Annotated in this window: 13 protein-coding genes; 8 read left to right on the top strand and 5 right to left on the bottom strand. The window is 74.1% G+C overall.

Annotated elements, in window-relative coordinates; all coding sequences use genetic code 11:
• Positions 1 to 62: 62 nt before the first annotated feature.
• The gene (locus ACIG3E_RS26535; RefSeq protein ID WP_399621448.1) at positions 63 to 1,124 is read right to left on the bottom strand and encodes a family 43 glycosylhydrolase; all 1,062 of its coding nucleotides are present in this window, start codon (positions 1,122 to 1,124) and stop codon (positions 63 to 65) included.
• Positions 1,125 to 1,406: 282 nt separating this feature from the next.
• Between ACIG3E_RS26535 and ACIG3E_RS26530 the strand changes: the two genes are divergently transcribed.
• The 8 genes from ACIG3E_RS26530 (at position 1,407) to ACIG3E_RS26495 (ending at position 12,508) form a co-directional block, all read left to right on the top strand.
• Positions 1,407 to 2,672: an FAD-binding protein gene (locus ACIG3E_RS26530; RefSeq protein ID WP_399621193.1), complete on the top strand. Its 1,266-nt coding sequence runs from the start codon at positions 1,407 to 1,409 to the stop codon at positions 2,670 to 2,672.
• A gap of 293 nt (positions 2,673 to 2,965) precedes the next feature.
• A complete protein-coding gene (locus ACIG3E_RS26525; protein ID WP_399621190.1) occupies positions 2,966 to 4,510 on the top strand; it encodes an amino acid adenylation domain-containing protein in 1,545 nt (514 codons plus the stop codon).
• A gap of 32 nt (positions 4,511 to 4,542) precedes the next feature.
• Positions 4,543 to 5,826, top strand: coding sequence for a hypothetical protein (locus tag ACIG3E_RS26520; RefSeq protein WP_399621446.1), 1,284 nt, complete (start codon positions 4,543 to 4,545; stop codon positions 5,824 to 5,826).
• A gap of 81 nt (positions 5,827 to 5,907) precedes the next feature.
• Positions 5,908 to 6,675: an enoyl-CoA hydratase-related protein gene (locus ACIG3E_RS26515; RefSeq protein ID WP_399621187.1), complete on the top strand. Its 768-nt coding sequence runs from the start codon at positions 5,908 to 5,910 to the stop codon at positions 6,673 to 6,675.
• 55 nt (positions 6,676 to 6,730) lie between these two features.
• Positions 6,731 to 8,188 carry a flavin-containing monooxygenase gene (locus ACIG3E_RS26510; RefSeq protein ID WP_399621184.1) on the top strand — a complete coding sequence of 486 codons (1,458 nt, stop codon included), beginning with the start codon at positions 6,731 to 6,733 and terminating at the stop codon, positions 8,186 to 8,188.
• 96 nt (positions 8,189 to 8,284) lie between these two features.
• A complete protein-coding gene (locus ACIG3E_RS26505; protein ID WP_399621181.1) occupies positions 8,285 to 9,604 on the top strand; it encodes an aminotransferase class I/II-fold pyridoxal phosphate-dependent enzyme in 1,320 nt (439 codons plus the stop codon).
• A 61-nt stretch (positions 9,605 to 9,665) separates the two neighbouring features.
• The gene (locus ACIG3E_RS26500) at positions 9,666 to 10,577 is read left to right on the top strand and encodes a dihydrodipicolinate synthase family protein (protein WP_399621178.1); all 912 of its coding nucleotides are present in this window, start codon (positions 9,666 to 9,668) and stop codon (positions 10,575 to 10,577) included.
• Positions 10,578 to 10,675: 98 nt separating this feature from the next.
• Positions 10,676 to 12,508: an FAD-dependent oxidoreductase gene (locus tag ACIG3E_RS26495; RefSeq protein ID WP_399621174.1), complete on the top strand. Its 1,833-nt coding sequence runs from the start codon at positions 10,676 to 10,678 to the stop codon at positions 12,506 to 12,508.
• Between the two features lie 22 nt (positions 12,509 to 12,530).
• Here ACIG3E_RS26495 and ACIG3E_RS26490 read toward each other — a convergent pair whose 3' ends face one another.
• Genes ACIG3E_RS26490 through ACIG3E_RS26475 form a run of 4 tightly spaced genes read right to left on the bottom strand, consistent with a single transcriptional unit; the run spans position 12,531 to position 19,274 of the window.
• A complete protein-coding gene (locus tag ACIG3E_RS26490) occupies positions 12,531 to 13,436 on the bottom strand; it encodes a hypothetical protein (RefSeq protein ID WP_399621172.1) in 906 nt (301 codons plus the stop codon).
• 44 nt (positions 13,437 to 13,480) lie between these two features.
• Positions 13,481 to 14,047 carry a SigE family RNA polymerase sigma factor gene (locus tag ACIG3E_RS26485; protein WP_399621169.1) on the bottom strand — a complete coding sequence of 189 codons (567 nt, stop codon included), beginning with the start codon at positions 14,045 to 14,047 and terminating at the stop codon, positions 13,481 to 13,483.
• Positions 14,044 to 16,314, bottom strand: a complete 2,271-nt coding sequence (gene yicI, locus ACIG3E_RS26480; protein ID WP_399621165.1) for an alpha-xylosidase — start codon at positions 16,312 to 16,314, stop codon at positions 14,044 to 14,046. Before yicI ends, ACIG3E_RS26485 begins: the two co-directional genes overlap by 4 nt.
• Positions 16,311 to 19,274 carry a glycoside hydrolase family 3 C-terminal domain-containing protein gene (locus ACIG3E_RS26475; protein WP_399621163.1) on the bottom strand — a complete coding sequence of 988 codons (2,964 nt, stop codon included), beginning with the start codon at positions 19,272 to 19,274 and terminating at the stop codon, positions 16,311 to 16,313. Before ACIG3E_RS26475 ends, yicI begins: the two co-directional genes overlap by 4 nt.
• Positions 19,275 to 19,523 lie beyond the last annotated feature (249 nt).

The following is a 19,523-nucleotide window of genomic DNA, read 5'->3' as shown; positions in this document are numbered from 1 at the left end:
CGGTTCCTTCCGTGGAGGGCGGATTCCCGTCGAGGCGCTTGCGGGACGGCAGCGGACGCGGGTCAGAGCTGAATCGGCCCGTCCGCCACGGGGACGCCGAAGTCCGGGGTGCCGTCCGGCTTCCAGCCCAGGCGCTGGACGCGGGTGTGGCGGTTGGGGTCGTTCAGCGGGTCGCCGACGATCTCCTTGTACGGGCGGGCGTGGTAGACGAGCACGTCGGTGCGGCCGTCCTCGGCGACGGTGAAGGAGTTGTGGCCGGGCCCGTACTGCTTGGTCGTGTCGTTGCTCGTGAAGACCGGTCTCGGCGCCTTGGTCCAGGACGTGGGGTCGAGCAGGTCGCTGCCCGCCTCGGCGGTGAGCAGCCCCATGCGGTAGTTGGCGTCGGTGGCGCTCGCGGAGTACGTCATGAAGACGCGCCCGTTGCGCTGGAGGAACGAGGCGCCCTCGTTCACCTTGAAGCCCACGCACTCCCAGTCGTACTCGGGGGTGGTGAGCCGGGCTTGCGGGCCCGTCAGGGTCCAGGGGTTCGCCATCCTGGAGAGGAAGATGGCGCTGTTGTGGTCCACGCCGGGCTCCTTCTGCGCCCAGGCGAGGTAGCGCGAGCCGCGGTACGTGAAGGTGGTGGCGTCCAGCGAGAAGGTGTCCCAGGCGGTGGCGATGCGGCCCTTCTCGACCCACGTGCCCGTGAAGGGGTCGCGGCTGGCGTTCTCCAGGACCCACATGCGGATCTTCCACACGTCGTGCGCGGGCGCGGCGGCGAAGTAGAGGTACCACTTGCCGTCGATGTGGTGGATCTCCGGCGCCCAGATGTGCGCGCCCATGTCGCCGCTGGTGTGCCGCCGCCACACGACGGCCTCCTCGGCGGTGGCGATGCCCCGCAGGGTGCGGGAGCGGCGCAGGATGATGCGGTCGTACTCGGGCGCGGTGGCGGTGAAGTAGTAGCTGCCGTCGGTGTGGCGGTGGACGTGCGGGTCGGCGCGGTTGCGGACCAGGGGGTTGGCGAAGGGGGCCGCCTTGGCGGCGTCGGGCGTGACGTCAGTGGGCGAGGCCGCGTGGGCGGCACCCGGCGCCACGGTCAGCGCGCCCGCGGCCGCGGCGCCGACGGCCAGCGCACCCTTCAACATCGTTCTGCGGCTGCGGAGTTCCTTGCTGCTCACGGTGCGGTCCGCCTTTCCGGGAGGGAGGTGCCCGTCAGAAATGTTCGCCATTTCGAACGCCATCTGCTATTCCGAACGCCGAAACGGTAAGGTCGCGCTACGGGGAGGTCAACGGGTCGGGCCGGACTTCCGCGGCGCCCGTCTCCACGGGCCGCACACCGGCACGCCTCGCGACGGGACGACGTACGGCTCGTGACGGGTGAGGCACGACGGGCCCCGGACGACGGACCACGGAAGAGGGGCGGCACGATGAGCGGTACAGACCTTGGGCCCGCGCGCGGGACCGTGACCAACTGGGCGGGGAACATCACCTTCTCGGCGGGCGAGCCGCACCGCCCCGGCTCCCTCGACGAGCTGCGCGCGCTGGTCGCGGACAGCCGTCAGGTGCGGGTCCTCGGCAGCGGGCACTCGTTCAACCGGGTCGCCGACACCGACCCGGGCGGCACGCTGCTCTCCCTGGCCGCGCTGCCGCCCGCCGTGGACGTCGACACGGCGGCCCGCACCGTGCGCGTCGCGGGCGGGGTGCGGTACGCCGAACTGGCCCGCCACGTCCACGCACACGGGCTCGCGCTGCCCAACATGGCTTCGCTGCCGCACATTTCGGTAGCGGGCTCCGTCGCCACCGGCACCCACGGCTCGGGCGACGCCAACCAGCCCCTGTCCGCGGCCGTGCGCGCCGTGGAGCTCGTCACGGCAGACGGCACTCCCCTCGTCCTGCGCCGGGGCGACGACGGATTCGACGGTGCGGTGGTCGCGCTCGGCGCGCTCGGCGTCGTCACGGCGCTCACGCTCGACCTGGTGCCCGACTTCGCGGTGAGCCAGCACGTCTTCACCGAACTGCCCCTCGCCGGGGTTGACTTCGCGGCGGTCTCCGCGGCCGCGTACAGCGTGAGTCTCTTCACCGACTGGCACGGTCCGCGCTTCACGCAGGTGTGGCTCAAGCAGCGCGCGGACCGCCCGGTGGACTTCCCCTGGGCGAAGCCCGCCGACACACCCCGGCACCCCGTGCCGGGGATGCCCGCCACTCACTGCACCCCGCAGCTGGGGGAACCGGGCCCCTGGCACGAGCGGCTGCCCCACTTCCGGGCCGAGTTCACGCCCAGCAACGGCGCCGAGCTGCAGTCGGAGTACCTCCTGCCGCGCGAGCACGCGCTCGACGCGCTGCGCTCCCTCGACGCGGTCCGCGCCGCGATCGCGCCCGCCCTCCAGGTCTGCGAGGTCCGTACGGTCGCCGCCGACCGTCAGTGGCTGAGCCCGGCGTACGGCCGCGACACCGTCGCCTTCCACTTCACCTGGGTGCCGGACCCGGCGGCCGTGCTGCCCGTGGTGTCCCTCGTCGAGGAGCGCCTGGCGCCCTTCGCGCCGCGCCCGCACTGGGGCAAGGTGTTCACCCTGGCGCCTGCCGAGATCCGGTCCCGCTACCCGTGCTGGGCCGCCTTCGTGGCGCTCGCCGACACGCTGGACCCGAGGGGGAAGTTCCGCAACGCCTTCGTACGCGAGGTCCTCACCGGCTAGCCGACGCCCCTTCACCAGGTCGGCGCGCGGCCACGGCCTCGCCGTGCCCGCGCGCCCGCGCGCCGGGCACGCACGTCCCCACCCCTTGGTCGCCACCGCACCGAGGCAGGTTGCCGCCGTGACGCGGGTCGCCACCTGTGACTGATTACGCATCACTTCCTGGCCGAACAGGCCTAGTTGAAGCTTCGAGCAGTGGGGCTAAAGTCATCTGTCCGAAAGACCGCAAGGCGTTCGACATCACGACCGATCCGCCCACGATCCGTCATGCGCGACAGCCAGGAGGTCTCCCGCACATGCTGCTGAGCCACCTCACGCCCCGCGATCGCCGACTCTTCACGGAGTTCGGGTACGGCCCCGTCACCCCTCTCCCCCACAGCCTCGTCCACGAGGCCTTCGAGCACCGCGCCAGGACCGCCCCGGGCACCGTCGCCGCCGAGCACGAGGGCGCGCGGGTCACCTACGGCGAGCTGAACCTCCGGGCGGACCGGCTCGCCGCCCGCCTCGTGCGCGAAGGCGTGCGGCCCGGCGACCGCGTCGGCCTCTTCGTACGCCGGTCCATCCCGATGCTGGTCGGGCTGCTCGCCGCCCTGAAGGCCGGGGCCGCGTACGTCCCGCAGGACATCGGGCTCACCCCGGACGCCCAACTGCGGCACGTCCTGCGCGCCGCGGGCATCCGGGTGGTGCTCACCCAGATCCGCTACGCGGACCGCGTGCCGCCGTCCCCGGGCGCCGTGCGGATCGCCCTCGACCAGGAGCCCGACCCCGTCTCCACCTCCCCCACCTCCTCCGCGTGCCGCCCGCGACAGCTCACCCGCGCCACCCGCCCCGACGACGGCTGCTACGTCCTGTTCACCTCCGGCACCACCGGCACGCCCAACGGCGTGACCGTCACCCACCGCAACGTCTGCAACATCCTGCTCACCGAGCCGGGCGGCCTCGGCATCGGCCCCGGGCAGCGCGTCGCCCAACTCCTCAACATCGCCTTCGACATGGCCGCCTGGGAGATCCTCGGCGCGCTGACGCACGGCGGGACGCTCCTCATCCGGGGCAAGGACATCGCCGAGACCGCGCGCCGGGCGGACGTCCTGATCGCCACACCGACCGTCCTTTCGGGCATCGATCCGCGCACGTGCCCGCGCGTGCGGACCGTGGCCGTGGCCGGTGAGCCCTGCCCCCGGCCGCTCGCCGACCTGTGGGCCGCCACCTGTGCCTTCTACAACTGCTGCGGCCCGACGGAGACCACGATCGTGAACACGATGCGGCGCCACTCCCCCACCGCGCCCCAGCTCACGATCGGCCGCCCTACTCCCAACAACACCGTCTACGTCCTCGACGAGCACCGCAGGCCGCTCCCCATCGGGCGGACGGGCGAGATGTGGGCGGGCGGCGACTGCGTGTCCGCCGGATACCTCGGCGCCCCGGCCCTGACGCGCGAGCGGTACGCGCCCGACCCGTTCCTCGGTGGCGGCCGCCGCATGTTCCGCACCCGCGACCTGGGCCGCTGGACGGCCGAGGGTGAGCTCGAACACCTGGGCAGGACCGACGACCAGGTGAAGATCCGGGGCTTTCGCGTCGAGCCGGACGCGGTCTCCGCCGTCCTGGAGTCCGTGCCCGGCTGCCGCCGCGCGGTGACCCTGCGGCGGGACGCGCACAGCCTGGTCTCCTTCGTCTGCCCGCAGGAGGTGGACGCGGAGGCGGCGCGCGGCGCGGTCGCCGCCGCGCTGCCCTACTACTGCGTGCCCGCGGCCGTGTTCCCCCTCGCGACCCTGCCGGAGACCGACCGGGGGAAGATCGACAAGGGTGCCCTGCTGCGGCTCGCGGAGGGGGCGGCCCGGTGACGGCGTCTCCTTCGTCCCCTTCGTCTCCTCCCCTGCGGCACCCGGTCCCGCCCACTCCCCGCTTCGGCGACGACGTGGTGCTGCCGCCGCTGACCTCCTGGCCGCGGCGGATCCTCAAGCACCCGCGCCTCATGCACTACTACCGCCTCGCCGCCCTCGTCGTCACCGCCAACCTCGCCTTCGCCGCCACGGCGGGGGACCTCCCGCACGACGAGAGCGCCCTCGGTCCCGCGCTCGCGAACCTCGCGCTCGCCGTCGTCGTGCGCCAGCAGTACGTCATCAACTTCCTCTTCCGCGTGGCGACTTCGGCCCCGGTGACCTGGCCGCTGAAGGTCCGCTGGACGCTCGCCAAGGTGTACCACTTCGGCGGCCTGCACGTGGGCGGAGCGCTGGCGGGGACAGCCTGGTTCCTCGCGCTGACCGTCGCCCTGACAGTGGGGGACGGCTCCGGCGCGGTCCTCGCCGTCTCGTACGCGCTGATCGCCCTGCTCGCCGTCATCGTGGCGACCGCGCTGCCGCCCTTCCGGTCCCGCTTCCACGACTGCTTCGAGAAGATCCACCGCTTCGGAGGCTGGGCGGCGCTGCTCCTGTTCTGGGCGCACACGCTGTTGCTCGCGCGCGGCCCCGGCGAGCCGGGCATCTGGGTCCTGGCCCTGGTGACGTTCAGCGTGGCGCTGCCGTGGCTGCGCCTGCGCAAGGTCGACGTACGGATCGAACGGCCGTCGCCCCACGTCGCCATCGCCCGCTTCGACCACGGCGTGACCCCCTTCGCCGGGTCGTCGACGGCGATCAGCCGCAGCCCCCTCAAGGAGTGGCACTCCTTCGCCAACGTGCCCGCTCCCGGCCAGTCCGGCTTCCGTCTGACCATCTCGCGGGCGGGCGACTGGACGGGCTCCTTCATCGACGACGCGCCCGCCCGGGTGTGGGTCAAGGGCATCACGACGGCGGGCGTCGCCAACGTCGAGACGCTCTTCCGGAAGGTCGTCTACGTCGCCACCGGCAGCGGCATCGGCCCGTGCCTGCCGCACCTGCTCGCCGCCGAGGTGCCCTCGCGCCTGGTGTGGGCGACGCGCGACCCGCGGACGACGTACGGGGACGGGCTGGTCGACGAGATCCTCGCGGTGCAGCCGGACGCGGTCGTCTGGGACACGGGGCGGCACGGCAAGCCGGACATGGTGCGGCTCGCGTACGCCGCGTACGCGGAGTTCGGCGCCGACGCGGTCATCTGCATCTCCAACAAGAAGCTCACCTGGCAGGTGGTGCACGGCCTGGAACGTCGCGGTGTCCCCGCGTACGGGGCGATCTGGGACTCGTAGCCCCCGCCGTACGCGCCCACGAGTCCGCGGCCGTGAGTCCGCGGCCGCCCAACGGATACGTGTCGACCGGGAGGAAGACCTGTGCGGAACCTCAAGATCGAGCGGGACGGCCGAGTGGTCACGGTCCGGCTGCACCGCCCCGACGTGCGCAACGCGCTCAACCACGACCTGATGACCGAACTCCTCGACGAGCTGCGCCCGTTGGATCGCGACCCCGACATCGGGTGCGTCGTCGTCACCGGCTCCGACCGGGTCTTCGCGGCGGGCGCCGACATCAAGGAGATGGCCGACAAGAGCGCGGCGTGGATGGCGGCGGAGGACTACTTCGCGGGCTGGGAGGAGTTCGCGGCCCTGCGCACCCCGAAGGTCGCGGCGGTCAACGGCTACGCGCTGGGCGGGGGCTGCGAGCTGGCGATGATGTGCGACCTCGTCATCGCGGGCGAGTCCGCCGTCTTCGGGCAGCCGGAGGTCACGCTGGGCGTGATCCCCGGCATCGGCGGCACCCAGCGCCTGCCGCGCCTGGTCGGGAAGGCCAAGGCCATGGACCTCGTCCTCACCGGCCGCCGGATGGGCGCGGCGGAGGCGGAGCGCTGCGGTCTGGTCTCCCGCGTCGTGCCGGACGCCCACGTCCTGGCCGAGGCCACCGAGGCGGCCGCGGTCATCGCCTCCTACGGCCGGGCCGCCGTCCGCGCCGCCCGGGAGGCCGTCGACCGGGCCCTGGAGACGGGCCTGCGCGACGGCATCCTCTTCGAACGGCGGGTGTTCCACGGCTTGTTCGCCACGGAGGATCAGCGGGAAGGGATGCGGGCCTTCCTGGAGAAGCGGGAGCCTCGGTTCACGGACCGGTAGCGCCGACTCGCGGGCGACGGGGGGCCTCGCCACCGCCGGAGACGGAGGAAAAGGGATGACAGATCACGTCGCCGTCATCGGCGCCGGGTTCGCCGGGCTGTGCATGGCCATGCGGCTGACCCGGGCCGGTGTCACCTCGTTCACCGTGTACGAGAAGGCCGACGACCTCGGCGGGGTGTGGCGGGACAACACCTACCCGGGCGCGGGCTGCGACATCCCCTCGCAGCTGTACTCGTACTCCTTCGCGCCCCGCGAGGACTGGAGCCGCGCCTACCCCCGGCAGCCGGAGCTGCTGCGCTATCTGCACGACTGCGCCGACGCGCACGGCCTGCGCCCGCGCATCCGCTTCGGCACGGAGATCGTCGCGGCCTCGTACGACGAGACGCGCCGGCGCTGGGAGCTGCGCACCGCCGCGGGCCGCGTCCACCGCGCCCGGGTCCTGGTGACGGCCGTCGGCCAGCTGAACAGGCCCCGGTTCCCCGACGTGCCCGGCCGCGAGGACTTCGCGGGCACCGCGTTCCACTCGGCCCGCTGGAACCACCGGCACGACCTGACCGGGAAGGCCGTCGGGGTGATCGGGACCGGCCCGAGCGCGGTGCAGTTCGTGCCGCGCGTCGCGCGACAGGCCCGCACCCTGCGGGTGTTCCAGCGCTCGGCGAACTGGGTCATGCCCCAGTGGGACTACCGCTACGGGCCCGTCCACCAAGCCCTGTTCCGCACGGCGCCGGGCCGTCTCGCCTTCCGGGGCGGCTGGTTCGCCTTCTGCGACACCGTGCTGTACTCGGCCGTGCGGGGCGGGCGGCTCGGCGAGGCCGTCGCGTACCTCTGCCGCCGCCAGCTGCGCACGCAGGTGCCGGATCCGGTGCTGCGGGCCAAGCTCACCCCGGACTTCCCCCTCGGCTGCAAGCGCGTCCTCATCTCGGACGACTACCTTCCGGCGCTCGGGCGGGACAACGTCGAGCTGATCACCGAGCGGGTCACCCGGATCACCCCGCGCGGCGTGGTGACCGCCGACGGCACCGAGCACGTGCTCGACACCCTCATCTACGGCACGGGGTTCACCGCCACCGAGTTCCTCGCGCCCATGACCGTCACCGGGCGGGGCGGGCAGCTCCTTCGCGAGGAGGCCTGGGCGGACGGGGCTGCCGCCTTCCTCGGCATGACCGTGCCCGGCTTCCCCAACCTCTTCTTCCTCTACGGCCCGAACACCAACCTCGGCAACAACTCCGTGGTCCTCATGATCGAGGCCCAGGTCCGCTACGTCCTCGACTGCCTGGCCACGCTCGACCGCGACGGCCGGGACACGTGGGAGGTGTCCCCACGGGCCTTCGCCGCCTTCCAGGACCACGTCCAGGAGGCCCTGGGCGAGACCGTGTGGCAGGCGGGCTGCGACAGCTGGTACAAGACCGCGACCGGGAGGATCACCAACAACTGGCCCTACCGCGCCGCCCGTTACCGCACCCTGACCCGCCGCTCCGGACGGGCAGCCGCACGCCCGGCGCCGGAGGAGTGACGGGGAACCGCCCCTCCCCCACCCATTGCGTTTGACATAGGACAATCCTATGTTTGGCACAGGACAAAGCCTGGCCGGGCGATGGAGGTGATGGGCGTGGGCATCCGCGGGGCGACGGCCGTGGAGATCGCGGACAGCGTGCGGGACCTGATCACGACCGGAGAGCTGGCGCCCGCGGATCCGCTGCCGCCGGTACGGGCCCTCGCGGCCGACCTCGGCGTGAACCGCAACACGGTGGCGGCGGCGTACCGCCAGCTGGTGGTCGCCGGGGTGGCCGAGACCCACGGGCGCGGCGGGACCGTGGTCGCGGGGACGCCCCAACTGGCCCGCGAGGGCACCGGGTTCGGCGGCGGCCTCACCGACCTGGCCAGCGGCAACCCCGATCCCCTGCTGCTGCCCGACGTCCTCGCGGCGGCCGGGCGCGGCGGCTACCGGCCGCAGCTGTACGGCGCGCCTGCCGTCGACCCCGGCCTCCTGGAGTGGGCGACCGCGCGGTTCGCCGAGGACCTGCCGGACCGCCCGTTCCGGGTCCTGGTGACGAACGGCGCGGCGGACGCCACGGAGCGCCTCCTCAACGCCCACCTCACGCGCGGCGACGCCGTGGCCGTCGAGGACCCGTGCTTCCTCGCGAGCATCGGCACGCTGCGCCTGAACGGCTACCGCACCGCCCCGGTCGCCGTCGACCACGCCGGGATGCGCCCGCAGGCCCTGCGCGTCGCCCTGGAGTCGGGGGCGCGCGCGGTGGTGTGCACCCCTCGCGCCCACAATCCGACCGGAGCGAGCCTGACCGTGGGGCGGGCCGCCGAGCTGCGCGCCGTCCTGGCCGCGCACCCCGGGGTCCTGGTCGTCGAGGACGACCACTTCTCGGCCGTCTCCGCCGTGCCGTACCGCCGCGTCACGCCGACGGGGACCGCCACCTGGGCGCTGGTGCGCTCGGTGTCGAAGTTCCTCGGCCCGGACCTGCGCCTGGCCCTCGTCGCCGCCGACCGGGAGACCGCCCGGCGCCTTGAGACCCGGCTGAGCGCGGGCACGATGTGGGTGAGCCTGCTGCTCCAGCACACCGCCCGCGAGCTCCTGGGCGACCCGGAGGTGCGGGCCCTGCACGACCGGGCGCGCCGCGCCTACGCCGCGCGCTCGGCGCTCCTGGTCGAGGAGCTGGCCGCGCACGGCATCGGTGTCCCCGCAGCCCAGCGGCCCGACGGCCTGAACGTCTGGGTGGACCTGGACCAGCGGGCCCGGCCCGTCGTCGAGGCCCTCGCGCACCGCGGCTGGGCCGTGCGCCCCGGCGACCTCTTCGCCGCGGGTCCCGCCGACCGGCAGGCGCTGCGGGTCACGACCGCCGCGCTCACCGAGCCGCTCGCCCGGCGGTTCGCCGCCGATCTGGCCGCCGTCCTCGACCGCCCGCACGCCGCGTGACCCGCCCCGGGCCCGCACGCCCTCCGCTCCCGCACACCCTCCGCAGAAGGGACACCCCGTCATGTTCACCGGCCTCAGCGCCTTCCCGCTGACCCCCACCGACGAGTCGGGCATCGACGAGCGGGCCTACGCCCGGCTCGTCGGGCGCCTCGCCGCCGCGGGCGTCGACTCGATCGGCGCGCTCGGCTCCACCGGCGGCTACGCCTATCTGACCCGCGAGGAGCGCGCCCGCGCCACGCGCGTCGCCGTCGAGGCGGCCGGGGACACCCCGGTGCTCGTCGGGATCGGCGCCCTGCGCACCGCGCAGGTCCTGGCGCTCGCCGAGGACGCGCAGAAGGCGGGCGCGGCGGCGGTCCTGCTCGCCCCGATGACGTATCAGCCGCTCGGCGACGACGAGGTGTTCGGGCTCTACGAGGACGTGACGCGCGAGCTGTCCGTGCCGCTGTGCGTGTACGACAACCCGCGCACCACCCACGTGGACTTCAGCGACGAACTCCACGGCCGCATCGCGCGGTTGCCGAACGTGGCCGCGATCAAGATCCCGCCGGTGCCCGGTGATCCGGCCGCGGCCCGCGAGCGCGTCGCCGCGCTGCGGGCGCTCGTCCCGGACACGGTCTCCCTCGGCGTCAGCGGCGACTGGTCGGCGGCCACCGGTCTGACCGCGGGGTGCGACGTGTGGTACTCGGTCCTCGGCGGGCTCTTCCCCACCGTCGCCCTCGCCCTCACCCGGGCGGCCCGCGGCGGGGACGCGGCCGGGGCAGCGGCCCGCTCCGAGCGCCTCGAACCGCTGTGGGAGCTGTTCCGGCGCCACGGCGGCCTGCGCGTCATGTCGGCCGCGGCCGCCCACCTGGGCCTCGCGTCGGAGCCGAACCTGCCCAGGCCGCTGCGCGGCCTCGCCGCCGAGGACCGCGACCGGCTCGCCGCCGTCCTCGACGGCCTGGGGCTCGGGTCCGCCGCTGACCATGGCGCGTAACGGCCGGTGCTCCAGAGCGTGTTGTTCGCTTGTGCCGCGCCTGCGGCTACCGTCGCCCGCGTTCACCCGAGGAGACGGGAAGGGCGGAGGTGGCACGCATGCCGCACGCAGGCCAGCACGGGCACGCGGACCCGAACGGGGCGAGCGCCCCTGACCCCGGCCGCAGACAGCTGCTGCGCTACGGGACCGCCGCGGCGGGCGCCCTGGGCGTCACGGCGCTCACCGGCACCCGCCCCTCCGCGGCGGCGTCCCGTACCACCCCGGCGGCACCCCGTCGGGGCGGCAGGGTCGCGGTGCTCGGCGCGGGCGTCGGCGGTCTCACCGCCGCCCACGAGCTGGCCGAGCGGGGCTTCGACGTCACCGTGTACGAGCGCAAGGCGCTGGGCGGCAAGGCCCGCAGCATCCCCGTGCCCGGCACCGGCACCGAGGGCCGCGCGGATCTGCCGGGCGAGCACGGGCACCGCGGTGTCTTCGGCTTCTACCACAACCTCCCCGACACCCTGCGACGCATTCCCCACCCCGGCAACGCCCATGGCGTTCACGACAACCTCACGTCCGTGCCCTGGATCGCCCTCGCCCGCGCGGGAGGCCGACCCGACCTGCCGATTCCCACCACGCCGTTCGAGGACCGGACCCTCGACGTGGACGCGCTCCTCCGCCTGGTGACGGGAGCCGTCGACCAGCTCTTCCACCTGCCCGCGCACGAGGCCGCCTACTTCGCCCGGCGCCTTGCGATCCTGATGACCAGCAGCCCCGAGCGGTCCTACGGGCAGTGGGAGCACGTCAAGTGGCTGGACTTCCTGGCCGCCGAGGGGAAGTCCGAGGACTACACCAAGATCTTCGGCGGCGGGGCCCAGGTGATCCAGGCGCTCAAGCCGCGGGACGCGAGCACCCGCACCTGCGGGCAGGGCCTTGAGGCCATCCTCTTCTCCCTGCTCCAGCGCGGGGTCGACGGCCCGAGCGACCGGATCTTCAACGGCCCGACGAGCGAGGTCTGGATCGAACCCTGGGCTCGCCATCTGCGCTCCCTGGGCGTGCGCTTCGCGATGGGCCACACCGTCGAGGCCCTGGAGCTGAGCGGCGGGCGGATCACCGCCGCGCGGGCGGCGACGGCCGACGGACCCGTCCGCGTCGAGGCGGACTGGTTCGTCGCGGCGGTTCCCGCCGAACGCGCCACCCGGCTGTGGAGCCCGCAGATCCGCGCGGCCGACCGGCGCCTCGCCGCCATGGACCGGCTCCGCACCACGTGGTCACAGGGCATCCAGTACTACCTGCGCCGCCCGGTGCCCGTGGTGCAGGGGCACGTGGCCTACATCGACTCCCCCTGGGCCCTGGTGTCGATCAGCCAGTCCCAGTTCTGGCGCCGGGACTTCGCCCGCACCTGGGGCGACGGAGAGGCGCGGGACTCGTTCTCCGTGGTGATCTCCGACTGGGAGAAGCCCGGCCTGGTGTACGGCAAGCCCGCCAAGCGGTGCACCCGCCAGCAGGTCGCGGACGAGGTGTGGGCGCAGCTGAAGGCGGCCCTGGAGGACACCGGCCGCCGCTACCTTCCCGACGACGTGCGGCACTCGTGGTTCCTCGACCCGGCGGTCACCGAGCCGGGCGGCGGGGCCGAACTGGCCAACGACGAACCGTACTTGCTCAACGACGCCGGTTCCTGGGACCACCGGCCCGACGCGGCGACCGCGATCTCGAACCTGTTCCTGGCCGCCGACTACGTGCGCACCTACAGCAACGTCGACTTCACGTCGATGGAGACGGCCAACGAGGCGGGGCGACGTGCCGCGAACGCGCTGTTGAAGGCCGCCGGTTCCACCGCGGACCGCGTCCGCCTCTTCACCGGCCACCGCCCGCCGGAGTTCGAGGCGGCCAAGCGCCTCGACGCGACCCGCTACCGCCTCGGCCTGCCCCACATCCTGGACACGCTCTAGCTCCCGCCCTGGCTAGATCACCTCACTTCGCCGCGGGCTCGACGTCACCCTTCCAGGTTTCCCGTTGGCCCGCCGCGCCCGAGCTGATCACATAGGTGTCGTCCCGGGCGTCGCGCTCCCCCGCCGGGTGGTTGTACTGCCCGGCGAACACGTGCCGCCCGGCCGGTACGGTCCGCCCCGCGCGCAGCGTCCAGCGGTAGACGAGGAAGCCGTCCCGCTCGTGGACGGAGACGGTGAAGTCCTCGGCGGGCAGCGAGCGCCAGCTGCCGGTGTCGGCGACCTCGTCGGAGCGGGCCACGCGCAGCTCGACGGTGAGCGTCGTCAGCGGCCTGCGCGCGTGGACGGTGAGGTCGCTCTGCGACCAGTACGGGTTGGAGCCCGGGTCGATCCTGCCGCTCGCCCGCACCAGGACGCCGCGGGAGGCGGTGCGCGGCGGTGTGGCGGACGCGGGGGGCCGGGGCGGCCGGGTCGTGGGCGGCGAGCCGCTCGCCGGGCGCCGGGGCGGGCGCTTGGTGCGGTCCGGTGCGGCGGGCGGCGGCGCGCTCGCGGCGGGCGGGCCGGTCGGCGGCGCGGGCGCGCTCGCGGCGGGCGGGGCGGTGGGCGTCGTCGCCACGGTCCGCGCGACCGGGTCGTCGCCGCGCACGGCGGTGGCCACGCCGTAGCCGCCGGCGGCGAAGACCCCGGCCACGGCGGCGGTCGTCCCGGCCACGCGCAGCCAGGACGCGCCACCGCCGCGCACGCGGCGGGCCAGCCGCGGCCGGGGCGCCCGCGCGCCGTCACGGGCGGCCATGCCCCGTTCGACGCGCGCGAGCATCCGCTCCCGGTCGGGCCGGTGGGCGTGCGCCGCGCTGCGCAGCCGCCTGCGCAGGTCCGCGTCCCGGGTCTCGCGGCCCGTGGTCTCGCCGTCCGTCACGTCGTCGTCCGTCATCGGGCCCCCACAGGCGTCAGCCGCTTCATCAAGTCCCCGCCTCCTCACGCGGTCCCCCCACGGGCCTGTACGGCGGCGACGTGTACCCGTTCCGGCGTGGCGAGCGGCCCCAGCCGGCGCTGGAGCTCGGCCATGCCCTTCGAGGTCTGGCTCTTCACCGTACCCACCGATATCCCGAGGGCGTTCGCCGTGTCCTTCTCGGAGAGGTCGAAGGCGTGCCGGAGCACGACGCAGGCACGCTTGCGGAAGGGCAGCCCGCGCAGCGCGTCCTGCACGTCGAGCACGGCGGGTATGTCCGGGTCCTGCGTCTCGTCGCCGCGGCCCGACCAGAACAGCGTGATGCGGCGGCGCTCGCGGACCGTGCTGCGGATGTGGCTGCGCGCCATGTTGGCGACGACGCCGCGCGCGTACGCGACGGGGTGCTCGGCGGCGCGCACGCGGTCCCAGCGGTGCCAGAGCGCGAGCAGCGCGTCGGCCGCCAGGTCGTCGGCGCCGTCGTACTCGCCGGTCAGCAGGTGGGCGAGGCGGGAGAGTTCGGCGTAGTGCCGCTCGAAGAAGGCGTGGAACTCGGTGGCCGCGTCACCGGCGTCCGCTTGCGGAGGCACGCTCATCCACCTCCTCTCGGCAGCAGCACCTCGCGCGGGCCCGCCGCCTCGCCGCTCCCGTCGACGGTCCGGACCCGGAAGGGCCGCTCGCTGCCCTCGGCCACCACCCGCACGCCGTCCGCGTGGCGCGTCGCGCGGAACGTGGCGGCGACGCGGCCGTCGAGCGTCGGCACCGTCGTCTCGGCGCCGTCGGTGTCCGCGGTGACCAGGAGCGTGAGGCCGTCGAGCCAGTCGCCGTCGGGCCGCTGCTCCTCGGCACCCAACGGGAGCAGCGCGCCGGGGCGCACGTAGAGGGGCAGGCTCTCGAAGCCGTGGCGCTCGCGCCGCCAGCCGGGCCCGGTGACCCGCTCGCCGGTGAGCAGGTGGGTCCAGGTGCCCGCGGGGAGGTAGAACTCGACGTCTCCCTCCTCGGTGAAGACGGGCGCGACGAGCAGGTCGGGGCCGAGCAGGTACTGCCGGTCGAGCGTGCGGCAGGCCGGGTCGTCGGGGAACTCCAGGACCATGGGGCGCAGCACGGGCACGCCGGTGCGGTGGGCCTCGACGGCCGCGGCGTACAGATACGGCATCAGTCGGTGCTTGAGCCGGGTGAACGTCCGGGCGACGGTGACCGCCTCGGCGCCGAAGGCCCACGGCACCCGGTACGACACGTTGCCGTGCAGGCGGCTGTGCGAGGACAGCAGGCCGAAGGCGAGCCAGCGCTTGAAGACCGCCGGGTCCGGGGTGCCCTCGAAGCCGCCGATGTCGTGGCTCCAGAAGCCGAAGCCGCTCAGGGCAAGGGAGAGGCCGCCGCGCAGCGACTCGGCCATGGCTTCCAGGGTCGCGGAGCAGTCGCCGCCCCAGTGCACCGGGAACCGCTGCCCGCCCGCGGTCGCCGAGCGGGCGAAGACCACGGCGTCCCCCGTGCCGCGCTCCTGCTCCAGGACGTCGAAGACGGTGCGGTTGTACAGCTGCGTGTAGTGGTTGTGCATGCGCTCCGGGTCGGAGCCGTCGTGCCAGACCACGTCGGTGGGCACGCGCTCGCCGAAGTCGGTCTTGAAGCAGTCGACGCCCTGGGCGAGGAGGGCGCGCAACTTGTCCGCGTACCAGGCGCGCGCCTCGGGGCGGGTGAAGTCCACCAGGGCCATGCCGGGCTGCCACAGGTCCCACTGCCAGACGTCGCCGTTCGGGCGCCTGACGAGGTGGCCGCGGGCCGCGGCCTCGGCGAACGCCGGTGACTTCTGGGCGATGTACGGATTGATCCACACGCTGACCCGCAGCCCGCGCTCGCGGAGCCTGCGCAGCATGCCCTCGGGGTCGGGGAAGACGTCCGGGTCCCACGCGAAGTCCGTCCACTGGTACTCGCGCATCCAGAAGCAGTCGAAGTGGAAGACGCTCAGCGGGATGTCGTGCTCGGCCATGCCGTCGACGAAGGCCGTGACGGACTCCTCGTCGTAGGGCGTGCAGAACGACGTCGTCAGCCACAGGCCGAAGGACCAGGCGGGCGGGAGTGCGGGTCTGCCGGTCAGGGCGGTGTAGCGGCGCAGCACGTCCTTCGGCGTCGGCCCGGCGATCACGAGGAACTCCAGGGTCTGGTCCTCGACGCTGAACTGGACCTGCCCGACGGACTCCGAGCCGACCTCGTACGCGACCTTCCCGGGGTGGTTGACGAAGACGCCGTAGCCGCGCGAGGAGAGGTGGAAGGGGATGTTCTTGTACGCCTGCTCGCTGCTGGTGCCGCCGTCGGCCTGCCAGATGTCGACGCTCTGCCCGTTCTTGACGTACGGGGTGAAGCGCTCACCGAGGCCGTAGACGTACTCGCCGACGCCGAGGGCCAGTTGGCCGATCATGTGGTGCGTGCCGTCCGGCAGGGTGGCGAAGCCGGTGCCCCGGCGGCCGACGGAGGTCAGGGTGCGCCCCTCGGCGTCGAGGAACCGAAGGCACCAGGGCTCGGCCGTGTCCAGGCGCAGCGTGAGCGGCCCGCTGCTCAGCTCGGTGACGGTGCCCTCCTGGCGGACCTTCGCCGTGCCGGGCCCGGTGCCGAACAACTCGAAGCCGGGGCGGCGCTCGGCGCGGCCCGCGTGGTGGGTGGCGCGCACCCCGATGACGCCCTCGGCCGGGGAGAAGCACTCGACGGTGATGAGCGGGGCGTTGAGGGTGTCGCCGCGGCCGCGCACGCGCTGGACGGCCGCGTACGCCGTGAAGTGGTCGTCGCCCGCGCGCAGGTCGCGTACCTCGGTCGCGTAGGAGGCCCGCACGCCGTCGCGCATGAGCCAGAAGCCGTCGGTGAACTTCATCGCGTGGGGGTCCTCCGGGTCGGTACGGACGGCGGCGTGGCGGTCTCGTGGAAGGTGAGCCGGGCGAGGCGGACGGGCCCGCGCAGGTGGACGCGCAGGTCGCGGACGCCGGTGACGGGAAGGTCGGCGGTGCGCGTGGTGTAGTCGTAGGCGCCGCCGCCGGACGGGAAGGTGAGGGTCGCGGTGGTGTGGCCCGCCGTGAGGTGGACGCTGCCGCCGAGTGCGGCTTCGACGGTCACGGAGGCGGTGCCCGAGCCGCTCTCGGCGCCGGGGGCGGTGTCGGTCGAGGTCCTGGTGGCGACCGCTGTCGCGGTCCCGGTGGCGAGCACGGTCGCGGCGCCGAAGTCGCAGTCCCGGAAGAGCAGTTCGCCCTCGCCGCCGCGGGCGGCCGTGACCGCGTCCCCGTGCGTCCTGGTCCGGTCGACGATCTCGGTGCCGCGCTGCTCGTCGTACGCGACCGCCGCGAGGCCCGCACCCCGAACGGGCCTCGCGGCGGGCGGCGCGCCGTCGATGCCGACGGCCGTGGTGAGGCGGATGTCCTCGCTGGAGGCGCCCGCCAGGATTCCGTAGGTGCCCGGCGGCACGGTCCACCGGTCGTGGGCGACGTCCCACAGGCCCAACTCGGCGACCGGCACGTCCAGTTCGACGCGGCGCGAGGCCCCGGGCGCCAGGTGCACGCGGCGGTGGCCGACGAGCTGGCGCCGCGGCCGGGCGACCGGCGAGACGCCGAGGGACCGGGCGTACAGCTGCGCCACCTCGTCGGCGGCGACCGGGCCGGTGTTGGTGACGGTGAACGCGACCTTGAGCAGGTCCCCTTCGCGTTCGACGGCGAGCGCCTCGTACGCGAACGAGGAGTAGCTCAGGCCGTGCCCGAACGGGTAGAGCGGGGTGCCGTCGAAGTACTGGTAGGTCTGCCGGGAGCCGATGATGTCGTAGTCGAGCAGGCCCGGCAGGTCCGTGTCGCGGGCGTACCAGGTCTGCGGCAGGCGCCCGGCCGGGGACACGTCTCCGGCCAGGACGCGAGCGAGCGCGGTGCCCGCCGCCTGGCCGCCGTGCGCGGTCCACAGCAGGGCGGGCAGCTCGTCGTCCGCGTCGGCGACCGCGTACGGATACGAGGACACCAGGGCGAGGGCGGTGCGCGGGTTGGCGCCGCGGGCCGCGCGCCACAGCCGCCGCTGGTGCGGGGGCAGGGCGAGGGTGGTGCGGTCCTGGGTCTCGCGGCCGCCCACGTGCGGGTCGTTCCCGGCCACGACGACCACCACGTCCGCGGCGGCCGCGGCGCGCGCCACCGCCCACTCGCCGCGCTCGACGTACTCGACCTCGAAGAGTTCGCCGGTCGCGGCAACCTTCACGCCCTCGGCGGCGACAGAGACGTACCCACCTGTCCCGCTGTGCCGAAGGAGGAACCCGTCGTCGTGGCTGACCCATGTGAACGTCTCCTGGACCACCCAGCCGCCCGGCCGGTCCGCCGACGCGCGCACGAACCGGTCGTCGGCGACCGACAGGTAGCGGCCGTCGGGCGCCCGCAGCGTGCAGACTCCCTGGCCCCAGTCGGTCAGGGCGAACTCGGTGGCGTGGGCCGCGTCGGCGGTGACGGTCAGCGGCGGCAGGTCGGTGCGGCCCGTGAGCAGCGCCGGGTCGAGCGCCGCCTCGGCACTGCGCGGCGCGTCACCCGCGTCGCTCGTGGGCGCCTGGAGCCAGCCGCCCGCGCACTTCAGGCGGATGCGGTCGGCGCCCTCGGCGAAGGTCACGTGCTCGGCGCCGAAGCGGGTGCGCAGGCCGTCGAGGGGCGTGACGCGGCGGAGCAGGGCACCGCTGTACCAGTCGGTCTTGCACTCGTCGGCGAGCGGCCCGACCACGGCGATCCGGGTGCCGTCGGCGAGCGGCAGCAGGCCGTCGTTCTTGAGCAGCACGACGGCCTGCTCGGCGGCCTCCTGGGCGAGCGCCCGGTGGGTGGGGGTGTCGAAGCCCCGCGCGTCGGGGTCGGCGTACGGGGCGGGGTCCTGGTCGAATTCGCCGAGCCGGAAGCGGACGGACAGGTGGCGGCGCGCCGCACGGTCGATGTCGGCCTCGCTCACCAGGCCCCGGTCCAAGGCGCGCCGCAGGCACGCGGTGGTGGGCGAGGGGTCCGTGCCGTGGTCGGTGAAGCTGTCCACGCCCGCCACGAGCGCGGCGGCGAGGGCTTCCTCGTACGTGGAGAAGTACCGCTGGGACAGGACGAGGTTGCTGGGCGCACCGGCGTCGGAGCAGACCAGGAGCTCCTCCTCGGTCCAGTGGCGCAGGTGCCCGGCCAGGTGCGGCGAGAGGTGGTTCGGTCGGCCGTTGACCAGGTTGTAGGCGGGCATCACCCCGGCGACCGCGCCCGCCTCGACGGGCGCCCGGAAGGCGCGCAGGTCGTACTCGTGCAGCACGCGCGGGCGGACGGAGGCGGAGGAGGTGTCCCTGGCGGTCTCGTTGTTGTGGGCGAGCCAGTGCTTGAGGACGGGGGCGGTGCGCCAGTACACCGGGTGGTCGCCGCGCAGGCCGCGGGTGAAGGCGGTGGCGAGCGCGGCGGTCAGCTTCGGGTCCTCCGCGTAGCCCTCTTCGTTCCTGCCCCACAGCGGGTGGCGCAGCAGGTTCACGGTCGGCGCCCAGACGTTGAGGCCGACGCGGTCGTCGCGGGAGCGCATGGCGCGCGCCTCGGTGCCGACCGCTTCGCCGACGCGGCGCACCAGCTCGTCGTTCCAGGTGGCGCCGAGCCCGACCGCCTGGGGGAAGACGGTGGCGGGCCCCATCCAGGCGACGCCGTGCAGGGCCTCCTGTCCGGTGCGGAAGGCGGCGACGCCGAGCCTCGGGATGTCCGGCGCGTACTGGTGCAGCAGGGAGATCCGTTCGGTGAGCGTCAGCCGGGACAGCAGGTCCTCCACCCGCTTGCCCAGGGGCAGTCCGGGGTCGCGGAACGGCGGGTGACGTTCGGTCACGTGAGCCTTCCCTCGGTGCGGTGGTGGCGACGGTGTGGGGGGCACGGCGGGTGCCCGGTGGCGCGGACGCTCCGGTCTTCCGACGCTTCCGACGCTTCGGATGCTTCGGATACGGAGCGCGCCCCGCGAGTTCGTTCGGATTCGAAGCGCTTCGATGCTCGTCCACAAGAATGCCCATGTCAAGCGTCCAGGACACAAACTTCGTTGCCTGCCAGGGATCTCAGCCAGCGATCACCTGCGTGGAAACCG

The organism is Streptomyces sp. NPDC053474 (assembly GCF_044544845.1).
Taxonomy (GTDB): Bacteria; Actinomycetota; Actinomycetes; order Streptomycetales; family Streptomycetaceae; genus Streptomyces.
Note: the sequence above shows the minus strand (reverse complement) of the source record. Positions and strands in the feature narration are given on the sequence as shown.